General features: G+C 47.7%; 16 protein-coding genes. 9 read left to right on the top strand and 7 right to left on the bottom strand.

What is annotated here, in order from left to right; all coding sequences use genetic code 11:
- Nucleotides 1–12 precede the first annotated feature (12 nt).
- The 7 genes from lptE to JWG39_RS04310 form a co-directional block, all read right to left on the bottom strand.
- Nucleotides 13–543 carry an LPS assembly lipoprotein LptE gene (gene lptE / locus JWG39_RS04340; RefSeq protein ID WP_205218144.1) on the bottom strand — a complete coding sequence of 177 codons (531 nt, stop codon included), beginning with the start codon at nucleotides 541–543 and terminating at the stop codon, nucleotides 13–15.
- A gap of 79 nt (nucleotides 544–622) precedes the next feature.
- The gene (leuS, locus tag JWG39_RS04335) at nucleotides 623–3,112 is read right to left on the bottom strand and encodes a leucine--tRNA ligase (RefSeq protein WP_205218143.1); all 2,490 of its coding nucleotides are present in this window, start codon (nucleotides 3,110–3,112) and stop codon (nucleotides 623–625) included.
- Nucleotides 3,113–3,211: 99 nt separating this feature from the next.
- Nucleotides 3,212–4,591, bottom strand: coding sequence for a replicative DNA helicase (gene dnaB, locus JWG39_RS04330; RefSeq protein ID WP_205218142.1), 1,380 nt, complete (start codon nucleotides 4,589–4,591; stop codon nucleotides 3,212–3,214).
- A 205-nt stretch (nucleotides 4,592–4,796) separates the two neighbouring features.
- On the bottom strand, nucleotides 4,797–5,249 hold the full coding sequence (gene rplI, locus JWG39_RS04325) for a 50S ribosomal protein L9 (protein ID WP_205218141.1): 453 nt from the start codon (nucleotides 5,247–5,249) through the stop codon (nucleotides 4,797–4,799).
- Between the two features lie 145 nt (nucleotides 5,250–5,394).
- Complete coding sequence (gene rpsR, locus JWG39_RS04320) at nucleotides 5,395–5,640, bottom strand: 30S ribosomal protein S18 (RefSeq protein ID WP_205218140.1); 246 nt, start codon at nucleotides 5,638–5,640, stop codon at nucleotides 5,395–5,397.
- A 62-nt stretch (nucleotides 5,641–5,702) separates the two neighbouring features.
- A complete protein-coding gene (gene rpsF, locus JWG39_RS04315) occupies nucleotides 5,703–6,137 on the bottom strand; it encodes a 30S ribosomal protein S6 (protein WP_205218139.1) in 435 nt (144 codons plus the stop codon).
- 231 nt (nucleotides 6,138–6,368) lie between these two features.
- Nucleotides 6,369–6,767, bottom strand: coding sequence for a MazG nucleotide pyrophosphohydrolase domain-containing protein (locus JWG39_RS04310; RefSeq protein ID WP_205218137.1), 399 nt, complete (start codon nucleotides 6,765–6,767; stop codon nucleotides 6,369–6,371).
- 510 nt (nucleotides 6,768–7,277) lie between these two features.
- On the opposite strand from JWG39_RS04310, the gene JWG39_RS16910 reads away from it, so the two are divergent.
- The 9 genes from JWG39_RS16910 (at nucleotide 7,278) to ung (ending at nucleotide 14,936) form a co-directional block, all read left to right on the top strand.
- A complete protein-coding gene (locus tag JWG39_RS16910) occupies nucleotides 7,278–7,766 on the top strand; it encodes an AP2 domain-containing protein (RefSeq protein ID WP_338032173.1) in 489 nt (162 codons plus the stop codon).
- 166 nt (nucleotides 7,767–7,932) lie between these two features.
- Nucleotides 7,933–8,244 (top strand): 50S ribosomal protein L21, encoded by a 312-nt coding sequence (rplU, locus tag JWG39_RS04300; protein ID WP_205218136.1) that lies wholly within the window; start codon nucleotides 7,933–7,935, stop codon nucleotides 8,242–8,244.
- Nucleotides 8,245–8,444: 200 nt separating this feature from the next.
- Nucleotides 8,445–8,702: a 50S ribosomal protein L27 gene (rpmA, locus tag JWG39_RS04295; RefSeq protein WP_205218135.1), complete on the top strand. Its 258-nt coding sequence runs from the start codon at nucleotides 8,445–8,447 to the stop codon at nucleotides 8,700–8,702.
- Nucleotides 8,703–8,807: 105 nt separating this feature from the next.
- Nucleotides 8,808–9,860 (top strand): GTPase ObgE, encoded by a 1,053-nt coding sequence (obgE, locus tag JWG39_RS04290; protein ID WP_205218133.1) that lies wholly within the window; start codon nucleotides 8,808–8,810, stop codon nucleotides 9,858–9,860.
- Nucleotides 9,861–9,874: 14 nt separating this feature from the next.
- Nucleotides 9,875–11,020 (top strand): glutamate 5-kinase, encoded by a 1,146-nt coding sequence (gene proB / locus JWG39_RS04285; RefSeq protein ID WP_205218131.1) that lies wholly within the window; start codon nucleotides 9,875–9,877, stop codon nucleotides 11,018–11,020.
- Between the two features lie 56 nt (nucleotides 11,021–11,076).
- Entirely contained in the window at nucleotides 11,077–12,327 is a 1,251-nt protein-coding gene (locus JWG39_RS04280) for a glutamate-5-semialdehyde dehydrogenase (RefSeq protein WP_205218129.1), read from the top strand.
- A 1-nt stretch (nucleotide 12,328) separates the two neighbouring features.
- Nucleotides 12,329–13,012 carry a nicotinate (nicotinamide) nucleotide adenylyltransferase gene (gene nadD / locus JWG39_RS04275; protein ID WP_205218128.1) on the top strand — a complete coding sequence of 228 codons (684 nt, stop codon included), beginning with the start codon at nucleotides 12,329–12,331 and terminating at the stop codon, nucleotides 13,010–13,012.
- A gap of 35 nt (nucleotides 13,013–13,047) precedes the next feature.
- Nucleotides 13,048–14,247: a response regulator gene (locus tag JWG39_RS04270; RefSeq protein WP_205218127.1), complete on the top strand. Its 1,200-nt coding sequence runs from the start codon at nucleotides 13,048–13,050 to the stop codon at nucleotides 14,245–14,247.
- Nucleotides 14,244–14,936, top strand: coding sequence for a uracil-DNA glycosylase (ung, locus tag JWG39_RS04265; protein WP_205218126.1), 693 nt, complete (start codon nucleotides 14,244–14,246; stop codon nucleotides 14,934–14,936). Before JWG39_RS04270 ends, ung begins: the two co-directional genes overlap by 4 nt.
- Nucleotides 14,937–15,882 lie beyond the last annotated feature (946 nt).

Here is a 15,882-nt window from a genome sequence, read left to right as displayed (position 1 = left end):
TTACAGGGTATCCTACAGTTGTGATACCATGGCAATGGTCCGTTGATAGATGCGTTTGCAGATATCATCTATAATGGTGTCAAGGGCTTCATCTTCACTGGTTTCATTCGTGCTGGAAGAGCTGTTGACGGTGTACTCCTCTGTCCACTGCTGATTCGGGATTTCAAGGAGAATTTTGTTGGTTTGGAGATCCTTGAGGATGTAGCGAATTCGCAATTTTACCTTTACCTCTTCGGCTACGTTTGCCGCATTGTAGGCGAGGGAAGGCAGGTCAATGGAGATTATCTCTCCGGCGAGAATAAGATCTGCACCGGCCTTGTCCCTGGTCAGGGAGAGAGAGTTCGAATATTGGAACCACTCGGTGAGTTTACGGTAGAGATCCGAGTCCAGGTTGAGCTTGCTGGTGCGGTTTTTCCAGTCAGGAACGTAGATCACCTTGTCAGAACCGGTGTAGACGTTGGGATTGTGGTAGCCACAACCTGAAAACATGGTGAGAAGCAGAACTGCTATCAGGGCAGGGATGATTTTTACACAGATTTTCACATCAAACTCCTTGAATAGTAGTGAAAAAATAATCGTAACAGGAAAACAATTGTACTGAATAATTCAGCAAAGAGTAGCCTCAAACAACAATATTGACAAGTTTCTTCTTCACCACGATGGTCTTTCTGACGGGTTTACCATCAATGAATTTCATCGTGTTGCTGTCACACAGTGCCTTCTCTTTAAGGGTTTCGTCATCGATATCAGGGTTGACCTCAAGACGGGAGCGAACCTTGCCGTTTACCTGAATAACAATGGTAAGCAGGTCTTCTTTGGCGGCTTCTCTGTCAAATTGCGGCCAGGGCTGGTTTTCAATAGAACCTTCTCGACCGATTACCTCCCACATCTCAGCGGTGAAGTGAGGAACCATGGGGGAGAGAAGCACCAGCAGGGAAGAAATTGCCTCGCCAGCTACAGCTGCCGCAATATCCTCTTTTTTCTGGTCCCCGAGGGTGCTGTTGAGGGTGTTGAACAGCTCCATCATTGCTGAAACAGCGGTATTGAAGTGAAAATTCTGCTCAATACTTTCGGTAACCTTTTTTATTGTCTGGTGGGTCTTGCGGTGGAGGTCCCGCTCGGAATCGTTTAATTCCTGCGGTATGATCGCCGTCCCCGCTGACAAAAGTTCAAGATTGCCAGAGATGAGACGGAAAACCCGATTGAGGAAGCGGGAGGCGCCGTCTACACCTTTACTGCTCCACTCAAGATCGCGTTCCGGCGGAGCAGCGAAGAGGCTGAAGAGACGGACTGTGTCTGCGCCATATTCATTGATGAGTTCGTGGGGATCAACGACATTGCCCTTCGATTTACTCATTTTGGAGCCGTCTTTGATCACCATTCCCTGGGTGAGCAAATTTTTGAAGGGTTCGTCGATATTTTTCAGGTAACCAAGATCGCGCAGTACCTTGGTGAAGAAGCGCGAGTAGAGCAGATGGAGGATGGCGTGTTCCACGCCGCCGATATACTGATCTACCGGCAGCCAGTAAGATGTCTGCTCCTCGTCCAGAGGGGACGTAGCATTGCGCGGACTGGCATAACGGGAAAAATACCAGGAGGACTCCATAAAGGTGTCCATGGTGTCCGTTTCGCGTTTCGCCGGGCCGCCGCATTTTGGACAGGTGGTGGCAATAAAATCCGGACGCTGATGCAGCGGAACACAGGTCTTGCTGTGGTCAGTGTCCTCAGGCAGGGTAACCGGCAGCTGATCAAAGGGAACCGGCACAACACCACATTTCTCGCAGTGGATCATTGGTATTGGTGCCCCCCAGTAGCGCTGCCGGGAAATTCCCCAGTCGCGCAGCCGCCAGGTGGTATGAGCGGAACCAAAACCTTTTTTCTCAGAATATTCGATAATTGCTTTCTGAGCGTCACGGGAAGACAGACCTGTAAAGTCACCGGAGTTGAAGAGATTGCCGGGAACCGTCGATGCCTCATTCATCTCGGCAGGGTTGAGCTCAACACCTTCCGGGATGACAACCGGTTTAATCTCAATGTTATATTTTCTGGCAAATTCAAAATCACGTTTATCATGAGCTGGAACTGCCATTACCGCACCTGTTCCGTATTCAAGGAGAACAAAGTTTGCGAGATATATGGGGACCTTCGTTCCATTGAAGGGGTTGATGCAGTATTGGCCGGTGAAAATTCCTTTTTTCTCAGGTTCTTCATTCAAAGACTGGCGCTGTTTTTCGAGCTGAATCTCCTCAATAAAGGCCTTCACCCCGGCTTCACGTTCGGTACCGCCGATCAGTTTCTCAATGAGCGGATGCTCAACCGCCAGCGACATGAAGGTCACCCCGAAAATAGTGTCCGGACGGGTGGTGAAAATAGAGATGGTCTCATCCATTCCCTCTACTTTAAAATCGCAGGTGAGACCCTGAGATTTGCCGATCCAGTTGCGCTGCATGGTAACTACTTTTTCAGGCCATCCGTCAAGCTGATCGAGGTCTTTGAGCAGCTCCTCCGCGTAGTCTGTGATCTTGAAAAACCAGCTGTTCATCTTGCGGGGAACCACGGGCTGATCACATCGCCAGCAGGCACCGTCGATAACCTGTTCGTTGGCGAGGACTGTCTGACAGTGATTGCACCAGTTGACGGTGGTTCTTTTTTCGTAAACCAGTCCCCTGTTGTACATTTCAATGAAAAACTGCTGTTCCCATTTGTAATATTTGGGATTGCAGGTTGCTATTTCACGAGACCAGTCATAGGAGAGACCAAGCTGCTTGAGCTGGCCGCGCATGTAGTCGATGTTGGAATAGGTCCAGTCGGCGGGATGAGTGTTGTTTTTCTGTGCAGCATTTTCCGCTGGCAGACCAAAGGCGTCCCAGCCCATGGGATGGAGAACGTTGAAACCCTGCATGCGTTTGTAGCGGGCAATCACATCACCGATGGAGTAGTTGCGAACATGGCCCATGTGAATGCGTCCAGAAGGATAGGGGAACATCTCCAGCACATAGTATTTTTTCCTGTCACTGTCAATTTCCACCTTGTAGGTCTGCTGTTTTTCCCATTGGTTCTGCCACTTTTGTTCAATGGCCTTGAAATCGTATCTGTTTGGGATCTCGCTCATATTGTGTCTCCATGAATTCAATTAAAATTTACCAAAGGTGGTAACCGGTATAAGGCACCCATAAATCTCTGATTCCGTTGCCAGACAGGCCGAAAGGGTTCATTCTTCCTCAAGTTCTTCTGGAACATCAAGGTTACTGTAATTTTCAAAACGAGTGCACTCCTTGACGAAGGCGAGGGTAGAAATTCCGGTCGGCCCGTTTCGCTGTTTGCCAATAATGATCTCCGCGAGACCCCGGTTCGGATTATCGTCGGTTTTGTTATAGACCTCGTCGCGATAAATGAAAAGGATGACATCCGCGTCCTGCTCAATAGCTCCGGATTCGCGCAGGTCACTCATCATCGGACGTTTATCGGTACGGCTCTCCAGACTCCGGTTAAGCTGAGAAAGGGCGACTACCGGCACGGCGTATTCCTTGGCGAGCGCCTTGAGGGACCGTGAAATTTCACTGATTTCCTGGGTGCGGTTTTCAGTAGAGCGACCCTGCATCAACTGAAGGTAGTCCACCACCACGAGGCCTATCTTGTACTGTGAGGCCAGACGACGTATTTTCGCGCGCATCTCCAGAACGGAAAGGGCAGGGGTGTCGTCAATATAGATCGGGGCCTCACTGAGGGAGGCAACAGCCCGTGTAAGATCAGGCCAGTCGCTCTTTTGCAGATTCCCTTTGCGGATACGCTGCGAATCTATGTGCCCCACTGAGCTGAGCATCCGGGTAACGAGCTGCTCTTTGGACATCTCAAGACTGAATACCGCAACACCGACACCTTCAGTGAGTGCAGCATGCTCTGCAATATTCATGGCAAAAGAGGTCTTTCCCATTGAGGGGCGGGCCGCCACGATGATAAGGTCAGAGGGCTGCAGTCCGGAAGTCATCTTGTCGAGCTGAAAATATCCCGTCGGTACGCCGGTGATTGATTCGTTATTTTTGGAAAGGGCGGTGATGGCGTCGAATACCCCGGGTACAATATGCTTTGCTGCTGTAAAGCCCTGACTGCTTTTGTTATCGGCGATATCAAAGATCGCCTGCTCAGCATCATCCAGCAGCAGGTCGATATCATGCTGTGCCTCATAGCAGCGGGTGGCGATGTCGGTATTGGCACGGATGAGGTGGCGCAAGATCGATTTTTCACGAATAATAAGGGCGTAACTGGCAATGTTGGAGGTGAGTGGAACAACCGTTGTCAGCATACTGAGATAAGACGCTCCGCCTGCCCTCTCAAGCTGATTACTGGAGGCGAGATGATTCTTCACATTGACGAGGTCACATGGCAGATTCTTATTGAAGAGTTCAAGGATAGATTCGTAAATAAGTGCATGATCTTTGCGAAAGAAATCTTCTGCCCGTAATTTATCAATAACCCGGTGCAACAAATCTTCCTGAATAAGGATTGAACCCAGCACTGCCATTTCAGCTTCAATGTTCTGGGGAGGAATACGACCTTGAAAGGTTGCTTCGGGGTTTTGTGAATCTGTCATATTGTGGTCCGGAATTCTTCACTGTGATTGGGTTCAGAGCAGGTGGGCGAGGGTGTATTATGGGAACCTTATGAAGGATTCTGCCTGCAGCATGGTGTAACTATACCCGATGAAAGAAAATCGAGCACAAACAAAAACACACCTGAAGTAAAACTTTCAGGTGTGTTTTATATTGCCGTAATCGGCGGAGAACTGCGGGTAAAAATCAGTTTGCCTGAAGCGGCACGACATTAACCGTTATCTCAGCATTGACATTAAAGCCGACCTTGATGGTAACTTTTATTGCCCCAAGGGTTTTCAGCGGGTCATTGAGGAGAACCTGGTGTTTATCCAGTTTCACTTCCATTTCTGCAAGTTTTGCACAAATATCATTGGCGGTTACAGAACCAAAAAGTCGCTCATCGACACTTGCGAGTTGCTCGATAATGACCTCCAGACCTTCAATTTTGGCAGCAATTGCTTCAGCAATTTTCTGCTCTTCCGCACGCTTGGCAGCAAATACGGCACGGTTTTCTTCCAGTTCTCTGAGAGTTCTTTCAGTGGCGGCAACGGCCTTGCCCTGGGGCAACAGATAGTTACGACCATAACCGGGTTTTACCGTAACGACATCACCTTGGAACCCGAGGGAACCTATGGTTTCTTTCAAGATAAGTTTCATCTTATACACTCCTTATCACATAAACTGCCAGGGGCAGTTACGTCAAATTTATGGGGATTATAAAGCCTGTCTGTTTTTTCTCCGGGCAAGTACATATCACTTCGAAGGAGAATCAGATCAGCCTGCCAATCCTTTAATTTTTTTTTCAGCCCTGGGGGTTGCCGGAGTAGGGCAGGAGCGCAATGTGGCGGGCCTGCTTGATTGCTTCACAGAGCTGACGCTGATGGGTAGCGCAGGTGCCGACAATGCGCCGGGGAATAATCTTTCCGCGCTCGGAAACAAAATTGCGCAGAGTTTTTACTTCTTTGTAATTGATCACCAGATCAGAATCAGAACAGAACCGGCAGGATTTTCTACGGGAAAAAAGTTTTTTCTGGGGTCTTGGGGCCATGATATATTATCTCCTGAACAAAATATATAACAAAATATATATAAGGAAAGCATTACAGAACGTTATTCTGCGCTTTTCTCTTCGCTCTCTTTTTCACTTTCGGCAGTTTCAGTTTCAGTTTCAGTTTCAGCTTCCTGACGTGCGGCTTCTTCCGAAGCAACACGATCATTTACTGCATTAACGGCCTGAAGAGCATCTTCTGCGTTGATATCGTCAGCGATTTTCAGTGTCATGAATTTTATGACAGCGTCATCAATGCGGTACCGACGTTCAATTTCAGCAACGCTGGCGGGAACAGAGGCAAAATCACAGAGGATGTAATACCCCATGATCTCTTTTTTGATAGGGTAAGCGAGCTTTTTCAGCCCCCACCTGTTGGTTTCAATAATTGTTCCGCCGTCAGCTTTAATGATCTCTGCGACATAATTTACAATACGATTAATTTCTTCTTCACCGGCGTTCGGCCGAATGATGAAGACGGTTTCATATCTGCGCATGATTTCCTCCTCGTGGACTCATGTATTTTTGCGGAGATTCCGCATTGGTGGCTCTCATGCCTGATCGCAGAGAGTAAGAAGGATGCGATGGCTGAGGCCATCGCGGTGTTACAGGTTGTCAGGGAAAGGCAACAAAAATCATCACCCATCCCATTGGACGACGACCTTAGAAAACAAAGCAAATAATTTTACGAAAAAAAAGGCGTGAAGTCAACCTGTAAAAAATTTACTTCATACTTTGTTTTTTTGCTTCGCAGACTTTTCCATTGCTTTGATCTCCTCCCACTGGCGAGCGAGATCCTCTTCGCTCTCCCAGGGTGTACCGGCAAAAACATGGGGATGACGACGAATCAGCTTTTCGTTAATTCCCTGGACTACGTCGGCAAAGGTAAATTTCCCCGCATCTTCGCCGATGCTGCTCAGCATTAGAATCAGATAAAAGACATCGCCCAGTTCTTCACAGGTGTTTTCTGCATCCTGGTTTTCGATGGCTTCGATCAGTTCTTTTGTTTCCGCCTTTACGTATTTTGCCAGTGACCGGGTGGTCTGTTTGCGGTCCCACGGGCAGCCTTTCTCGTCTCGAAGGCGGTTAATTGTCGTAATTAATGTAGAGATGTCGGTATTGTGCATGAATTTTCCTGAAGTTGTAACATTTTGTAATTACAGGTTTATCCTGATATGAGTGCTTCAATGTGATAAAGGGCGCCTTGATGAGGCGTTCTTTATTTTTGCTTTTCCCCAATCAGAAAGCTCTTTGCGCATTGTAAAATGATTGATGAATTTTTTACCAGCGGTATGATTGGCTCTTTGTAATGTGAACGCTTTGTTCCAGACGTATCGGCATGAAGCGGCGATACGGCGCATGGGTACCTTGAAACAGTCTGCATTCGTTCATTTTCGAGGGAAAGGAGGAGGTTTACCACAGGCATAAATTTGATATTGCATGTTCATCCGATGACGGAAAAACATGACTGAAAACCTCACTATAATTTGCGAAGCCTTATTCCGGCAGAGGCTTTGAGTGCCATTCGATCTGTAAACTGAATCCACTCCGGGGGACGGGAGAACCACTCCGGGGTATCGGGGAAACAATTTTGATTTGAAGCACGAAGGTATAATAAAAAGGAGGGGAGGACAAGCGTGGAACAACAACTTAAGGTTTTTTTAGAGGGAAAGCGCAATAATAAAGAAAATAAAGTGCACAGAAGGGTAAAAGAAAAGCATAAAGATATTGCACGAATAGATCAGGATTCCAAGAGGACCCATGGCTGGTACGTAAGAGTGCGGTTCGTGGGGAAAACCTACTCAAAGTTCTTTTCAGATCGAAAGTGTGGCGGTCGCAATTCAAGCCTTCTCTCCGCAATCAGCTGGCGGAATAAGACAGAGAAAAATCTCGGTAAAACCCGGACCAACAAGCATATCGTTACCGTGAGCAACTCCGGTACCGGAGTTGTCGGTGTGCGGTTGAATGAAAAGCTTGCCCGTTATGAGGTAAGCTGGGTGACTCCGCTCGGGAAACAGGGTAAAACATCTGTCTCAATAAACAGGCACGGTAAAAAAACTGCATTTGAGAAGGCCTGCGCCATCCGCCATAAACGAGAACAGGAACGCCTTGAGAGCGGGAATTGACCCCTCGACAGAGGTGCCAGCAAAGAACGTTTTTTTCTGTTTTTTCAGTATTTCACGAATTTATCTTGACAGAAATGTGTGTTTTTGTTCTTATTCTTGGTTCTCGAATTTATTTACTGTGCTTAATGAAAAAAGCGCTGATCTGTTACTTAAATGAGGTCTAAATATGTATGCGATAATTCGTACCGGTGGAAAACAGTATCAGGTTGCCTGTGGCGATCAACTTCGTGTTGAAAAGCTTGAAGGCAATATTGGTGACTCTGTTGATCTTGCCGATGTTCTTCTCGTCGCTGACGGTGAAAATGTTACTGTAGGGAAGCCTGTTGTTGAAAATGCGAAAGTTACTGCGAAAATTGCTGAGCAGGGACGCGATAAGAAAATTATTGTTTTCAAGAAAAAGAAACGGAAAGGCTATCGCCTCAAGCAGGGCCACAGACAGTCTTATACCGCATTGAAAATTGAAAATATTTCTCTGTAAAGAGACAAGGGTACCTTGAAAAATCTTGTATTTCGTTCATATTCGAGGCACAGGAGGAAATTTACCGCAGGTATATGAGATATATTCCGAGGATAAATTTTTGACTGTAACGAAGAAGATGGACGAAAGACTGGTTATTCAAGATACCCACAAGATAAATCGTGCGTCGACTGCTGGTCGACGGGAAGAAGGAGTAAGTTATGGCTCATAAGAAAGCAGGCGGAAGTTCAAGAAACGGTCGCGACAGTGCCAGCCAGCGGCGTGGAGTAAAACGTTTTGGTGGTCAGGTTGTTAAATCTGGAAATATTCTGGTTCGTCAGCTCGGAACTAAAATTCATCCGGGTACCAACGTTGGCTGTGGCAGGGACTACACTTTGTTCGCTCTTGTTGATGGGGTCGTGACCTTTGAGGATTTCGGTAAAAAGAAAAAGCGTGTCAGTGTTTATCCTGCTGCGTAATTGCCGATTTATTCAGCTCTGAAGAGTTTTTATACTTTGTGAGTGTATTGCCCGGTCATCACTTTTGATGGCCGGGCTTTTTTATTTTTCCTTCGGGTGTTGGTCATGTCGTTTATTGATGAAGCAAAATTTTATGTAAAAGCGGGCGATGGTGGAAACGGCTGTGTCAGTTTCCGCAGGGAGAAGTTCGTCCCCAGGGGAGGCCCCAACGGTGGTGACGGTGGCCGGGGTGGCGACGTTATCCTTGTTGCCACCTCAGCTCTGAACTCTTTGCTTGATTTTAAATTCAAGTCCCACTTCAAGGCGGACCGGGGAGCACATGGCAAAGGGAGTGATATGCACGGAAGGGGTGGAAAAGACTGCCTTGTGAAAGTGCCGGTCGGTTCTATTATCAAGGATGATGAAACGGGTGAGGTGATTGTTGACCTTTCTGAAGATGGTGCCCGTTTTGTCATTGGCCATGGTGGAGCAGGGGGACTTGGCAACCCTCACTTTTCCAGTGGAACAAACCGCACCCCGCGTCAGTCAACCAATGGAGCTCCCGGCGATGAGCAGTGGCTGCGAATAGAGCTGAAACTCCTTGCCGACGTCGGTCTTGTCGGGCTGCCCAACGCCGGGAAATCGACACTCCTGTCAAAACTCAGCGCTGCCAACCCGAAAATCGCTCCCTATCCTTTCACGACCCTTGAACCTCAACTCGGGGTTCTGCACTACAAATATTATCCGTCCTGTATCATTGCGGATATCCCCGGTCTTGTCGAGGGAGCTCACCTTGGCGTGGGTCTTGGTGATACATTTTTGCGGCATGTGGAACGCACCAGCATCCTTCTGCATGTTCTTGACATGTCCGATGAGAAGGCGATTGAAAATTATGAGATTATCTCTCGGGAGCTGGCACTCTATAAAGATGAGCTTGCTGAACGTACCCGGATACTGGTATTGAATAAGAAAGATCAAATGATTCCTGAGATTGAGGAGGAGTTGCTGCGCTATTTCAAGCCTCTCAACCTGAACGTACTGCTGGTCTCCGGAAAAACAGGCGAGGGTCTGGAAGAATTAAAGGAATTGCTCTGTACAACTCTTGAAAGCAAACGACTGGCAGAGCAGAAAAAACAGAAAGAGGAAAATCCACCGACAGATTTGAACCTCTCTGAATGATAAAAAGGTAAGGAATGGACAACGAAGAGAATTACTCCCGTCGTCAACCGCTTCTCAATGCCGCGAAACGGGTGGTGGTGAAGGCGGGCAGTGCCGTCCTCACTGCCGAGGACGGCCTTGATATGAAGGTTATCAAGGGACTGGCTCATGGCATTGCCTCTCTGCAGGATTCTGGCCGGGAGGTAATTTTTGTCACCTCTGGTGCTGTTTCCGCCGGAAACCGTAAAATGCGTTTTGCGGGGTCAAAACCTCTCTCCATGCGTCAGAAACAGGCCCTTGCCGCTGTCGGACAGTCTGGTCTGATGCATGACTACTCTGAAGCCTTTGCTCTTCACGGCAAAATTATTGCCCAGATTCTCCTCACTCACTCTGACCTTGCCAGCCGCAGTCGCTACCTCAACGTCCGCAATACCATCCATACCCTGCTTGAGAATGGAATCATTCCCATCCTCAATGAAAACGACACTGTTTCTACCCGCGAACTGAAATTCAGTGATAATGACAATCTTGCTGCTCTTATCTGCAACCTGCTTGAGGCGGATCTTTATATCAGTCTCACTGACGTTGCCGGTCTCTTTGACAGTAATCCATCACTTCATCCGGAGGCGGAACCGGTTCGGCTTGTTCACGAGGTAACTCCAAAAATTTTTGCAATGTGCGGCAGCAGTAAAAGTACAGTGGGTACCGGAGGAATGATAACCAAGGTTCGTGCGGCACAGACCGTGGCGACTGGCGGGGGCAGTTCGATAATTGCTTCGGGGAAAGAGGTGGATGTGCTGCAGAGGATTTTTAAAGGGGAAGAGATCGGTACCTTTTTCATGCCCAACAGTGAAAAGATGCAGAGCCGCAAGCGCTGGATTGCCTGGGTCTTGAAACCGCAGGGATGCCTGACCCTTGACGCCGGAGCGTGCAGAGCCCTCAGTGAACACGGAAAATCTCTGCTGCCTTCGGGAATTCTTAATGTGACGGGCGATTTTTCTGAAGGAGATGCCGTGCAGTGTGCAGATCAGAGTGGTAACGTCTTTGCCGTTGGTCTTACCGGCTACAATTCCGCAACGGTGAGGAAAATTAAGGGGCGGCGCAGTGCGGAGATTCGAGACATCCTTGATGACGATCATCGTGTAGAGGTAATGCATCGTGATAATCTTGTTCTGCTTTAGGGACCTTGTATTTCGGTCATATTCGATCTTATCAGCAGTATTTTCTGGAGGATTCCATGGATATTCAGGTTGATCAAATTGCTCCCCGGGCAAAAAAAGCTTCCCGGGAACTTGCGACACTTTCTACTACACGGAAAAATGCAGCATTACTGCAGATTGCTCAGTTGCTGGAACAGGAAAAACCGTGGCTGCAGCAGGAGAATCAGAAGGATCTTGTGGCTGGTCGTGCCGCCGATATGAGCGATGCCATGCTCAACCGGCTTGAGCTTTCTGATGATGTCATCGCCTCTATGGTGAAGGGACTGCATGAGCTGGTCAATCTCAAAGACCCCGTCGGTTCCATTGATCAGATGACACGGCGGCCTAATGGCATGCTGGTCGGTCGAATGCGCATCCCCCTCGGTGTTATTATGATGATTTATGAATCCCGTCCCAATGTCACTGTGGATGCCGCCGCTCTCTGCCTGAAGACGGGGAATGGCGTAATCCTGCGGGGAGGTTCTGAGGCAATTCATTCCAACAGAGCCCTGGCCACTCTCTTGAAGCGGGCTCTTGAGGAACAGGGAATAAACGGGGATGCTGTACAGGTGGTCGGCGTCACCGACCGCAGCGTTATCACCCGCCTGCTCCATGAAGAGGATAATATTGATCTGGTGATTCCCCGGGGAGGTGAAGGGTTGATCCGTAACGTTATGGAAAATTCGCGAATTCCAGTTCTCAAACACTATAAGGGTGTCTGTCATCTCTATGTCGACAAGGCAGCAGATATTGATAAAACAATTCCAGTCATCCTTAACGCCAAGACCCAGCGTCCCGGGACCTGCAACACCCTTGAAGGACTGCTTATTCACGAAAAGGTGGCTGCCGGTTTTGTTCCCCGCATTGCTGAAAAGCTTGCTGAGGCCGGAGTTGAGATCCGGGGCTGCAGGAAGAGCTGCACGCTTTCCAAAAAGATTGTACCAGCAGTGGAGTCTGACTGGGGAAAAGAGTTTCTCGCCCTGATAATCAGTATCAAAGTGGTTGCTGATTACGATGAGGCAAGGGCGTATATTGACCGATATGGTTCACACCATACCGAGGCCATTATGACTGAAGATTATGAGATGGCGCAGCGTTTCCTCTCGGAGATCGATGCCTCGGCTGTAATGGTTAATGCGTCTACCCGCTTCAACGATGGCGGAGAGCTTGGCCTCGGTGCCGAGATAGGAATCAGCACCACCAAACTTCATTCATACGGACCCATGGGGCTGGAGGAATTGACAACCCGTAAATTCATTGTCATGGGCACAGGTCAGGTTCGGCAATAAGGTGACAGACGATTCTCAGCGTGTACGTCGGCGCAGCGGCATCTACGGGGGAACCTTTGATCCCTTTCATAACGGTCACCTTTCGGTGGCTTTCGCGGCCCTGACGGAACTGAATCTCGACAGAGTGTTGATAATGCCTGCTGCCACCCCGCCGCATAAGACATTACGCACAACGACCAGCTGGAAACATCGCCTTGCCATGATTCGACTGGCGCTGGCTTCCCGGACAGATGATCCACGGATTGACAGACTCGTCATCAGTACACTGGAAAGCGAGCTGCCTCCTCCTTCGTATACCTGCAATACCCTGCGTGTCCTGCAGCAGCGTGAAGAAGATGAATTTTTCTTTATTCTTGGGGTTGATGCATTTCTCGAAATAACCGGTTGGGAAGAATATAATGAGATTTTCAAACGGGTAAGTATCGTTATTTCACCTCGAACGGGATATGATAATACGCGGATGGAAAAACTTATATCTACGCTTGGTTATACGCAAAACGACAAGAACTGGAGTCATCCGCAGAAGAAAGATATTTTCATGCTCAGATGTGAACCACCCTTCATCAGTTCAAGTGATATAAAAGAGGCTGTTCATGATGGTGGAAGCGGAAAGGAACTGAGTTCGTCATTTCTCGCCGGACGTGTTCTTGCCTACATCAGGGAAAACGGGTTGTATCTGAATTGACGGAGAAACATTAAAAAGAAAGTTGAAGAGATGTTATGCTTAAAATTTTGATAGTTGATGATTCCCTCGTATTCAGAAGATTCCTTGGGGATATCTTTGAAGATTGCGATAACATTGAGATCGCAGGCGAGGCTTCCAATGGAATTGAGGCCCTTGAAATGCTCCTCCGAGTGAAGCCGGATGTCATCCTGCTGGATCTTGAGATGCCACTTATGAATGGAATGACTGCTTTGCAACATTTCATGATCCATTGTCCCACCCCGACAATCATGTTTTCCAGCCTGACAGAAGAGGGGACAGCCCGTTGTTTTGATACCTTGAAAAACGGTGCAGTATATTTCTTTAACAAAGACTTTATCTTTCAGCGCAGCAATCTCTCCGTGCAGAAGCAATTGCTGGTGGAAAAGGTGGAAAAAGCGGGGAACATGGTACTTCTTGCCCGAGATCCCTTTGCTGCCAGGTTGGTCCCGGAAGAATATGATACCCCTGGTCCGCAAACAAAACAGTGGGTGCTTTTCTGCGAAGAGTGTGGTCATCGTCAGATTGTCGATATAGATCCTGGAAAGTCTGTGCAGTATTTTACCTGCTCATCCTGTGGAGACCAGATTACCTATACGCTTCCTGCCGGGGAGCAGGTGCACCAGGAGCTGTTCGTCAGTTTTCTTATTGGCGGCTGTGGTTCTTTCTCCAATCTCCTCTCCATACTGCCTTCCCTGGACAACAGTTTTACTGGTTCCATTATCTGTTTTGTTGAGAGCGGGCATGACAATCACTTAAAGAGTTTTGTTGAATACCTCGATTCCATCTGCAGTATACGCGTATTGCGTGCGGATGAGGGTATGAGTATTGATTCGGGAACCTGTTATCTGCTCTCCTGCAATGATAATATGAGCTTTATCTCAAACTTGACCCAAGCCATGCTGCAGAAGAATACCACCATGACAGAGGCACCCCCTCTCGATATTTTGCTGGCCTCCGCTGCAGATACGTTTAAAGACAATACCTCTGTTTATTTTCTTTCTGGCCGGAAGATGACTGTGGGGGATGGATTGAAAACTTTTGCCAAATCTCCCGATCGGGTGAAACTTCTGCTCAGTGAGGAGTGTCTTTTTCCAGAACTGACCGGAGGTGTGTCGGAATCAATCGGATCTGACCTTGAACTGCAACAGCTTTCCACTGCCCGGATAATTGAGTCTCTTCACTCTCTGCACCGCGATGTGGGCAGCGCTGCATGAAAAAGTTCTCTTCTGCGGATGGGCTTGCTGAGTGGGTGGAAGCTTCACCGATGATGCACAGCGGGGAACATCTGCGACTGCTTGATGAGGCGTATAAGCAGACTGCATTACATCCTGTTTTTCCTCTTCGTGATGATGTCTTTAATGCTCTGCGCCTTACACCGCTTTCTACAGTGAAAGTCGTTATTCTCGGGCAGGATCCTTATTTCAACGAATATCCGGGACTCGGTTGTGCGGCCCACGGACTGGCTTTCTCCGTCCGTAACGGTTTTCCTGTACCACCTTCCCTGCGTAATATTTTTAAAGAGATAAACCGCTCTCTTTACGACGAACGAAAAAACTCTTTCTCAAGTGATCTCAGTCGCTGGGCAGAGCAGGGTGTGCTGCTGCTCAATGCCACCCTTACTGTAGAAAAGAAAAAGCCGAACTCCCACAGAAAGCTCGGCTGGCTTGCTCTTACGGATGAATTAATCTCCATCATTTCACAAAAAAAGCATCCTGTTGTCTTTCTTCTCTGGGGTGGTTTTGCGCAAAAGAAGGCGCGACTGATAGATCCCTCCATTCATACAATTCTCACGACATCTCATCCATCCCCCCTCTCGGCCTATCGCGGATTTCTTGGCTCTGACATCTTTGTGAAGTGCAATGCCGCCCTGCTGCAGAACGGTATTGCTCCTGTTCAATGGTAAATCATACTATTCCTCTTAAGTTGTGACCTTATACCATTCCTATTAAGTTATGCCTCATTTGGGGGCTCAATCGCGGTTATACCTGCTCTTAATAATTCCGGGAATTACTACCAGTTTAGCCCACCAATGGTTGTGTAATTCCACTGTTATCGTTACGTTTCCCGTCACAGTGTAGACAAGGCATGCCTTGTCTCTACAAAAACATTGCTGGAATCACTGTTGTAGCGATTTTTCACCAGGGATGTGTAATGTCACCGTTATCACCCCGTGGTAATGATATGGCATGTATTGTTTCACGGGTTATCGGTGATGGTTGCCATTTCGCTGATTGCCGCCACCGTAGAGACAAGGCATGCCTTGTCTACACAACAACATTGTGGAAAACCACTGCCGTGCCGATTTTCCATCAATGGTGATGAATCAATACAAAATAGAAATGGTATTACTCAATGCCATTTTCACTTTCTATTGGCGAATGTAAAGGCAGGGGAACGGGAAACAGGAGAAAGGAGAAAGGAGACGGGAGACAGGGAAAAGCAAAAGACGGAACAGCGAAAAACTTTTTGCCAACGAATAAAAGCTCTAATCATGCGAATAAAGGCAAAAAAATTTAAAAAAGATTTTAAAATTAAAGAGAGAATTGCTGTTGTTCTCTCTTTATTGCGTTCTCTGGTTAATACAAAATGTAAATGGTATTAGAGCGCAAAATACTCAATATCGACTTTCGGATGACTACCAAAGTTGATTAATATCCTGGTTTTAAATTTGTTACTTTAAGATAATTGATGTTTTCCGTGTCCTTCCGTGTTTTCCGTGGTAGCCAATCTTATTCATAATAATCCTGGTACACTGTACGGCTTAACTTCGGATACAAACGTTTTCGTTTACTGTGTTGTTCCTGTTCGTGAAAATTCGTGTCCATTCGTGGTTACAAACTGCAGAAGGA

This window comes from Desulforhopalus vacuolatus (assembly GCF_016918505.1).
Lineage (GTDB): Bacteria > Desulfobacterota > Desulfobulbia > Desulfobulbales > Desulfocapsaceae > Desulforhopalus > Desulforhopalus vacuolatus.
Note: the sequence above shows the minus strand (reverse complement) of the source record. Positions and strands in the feature narration are given on the sequence as shown.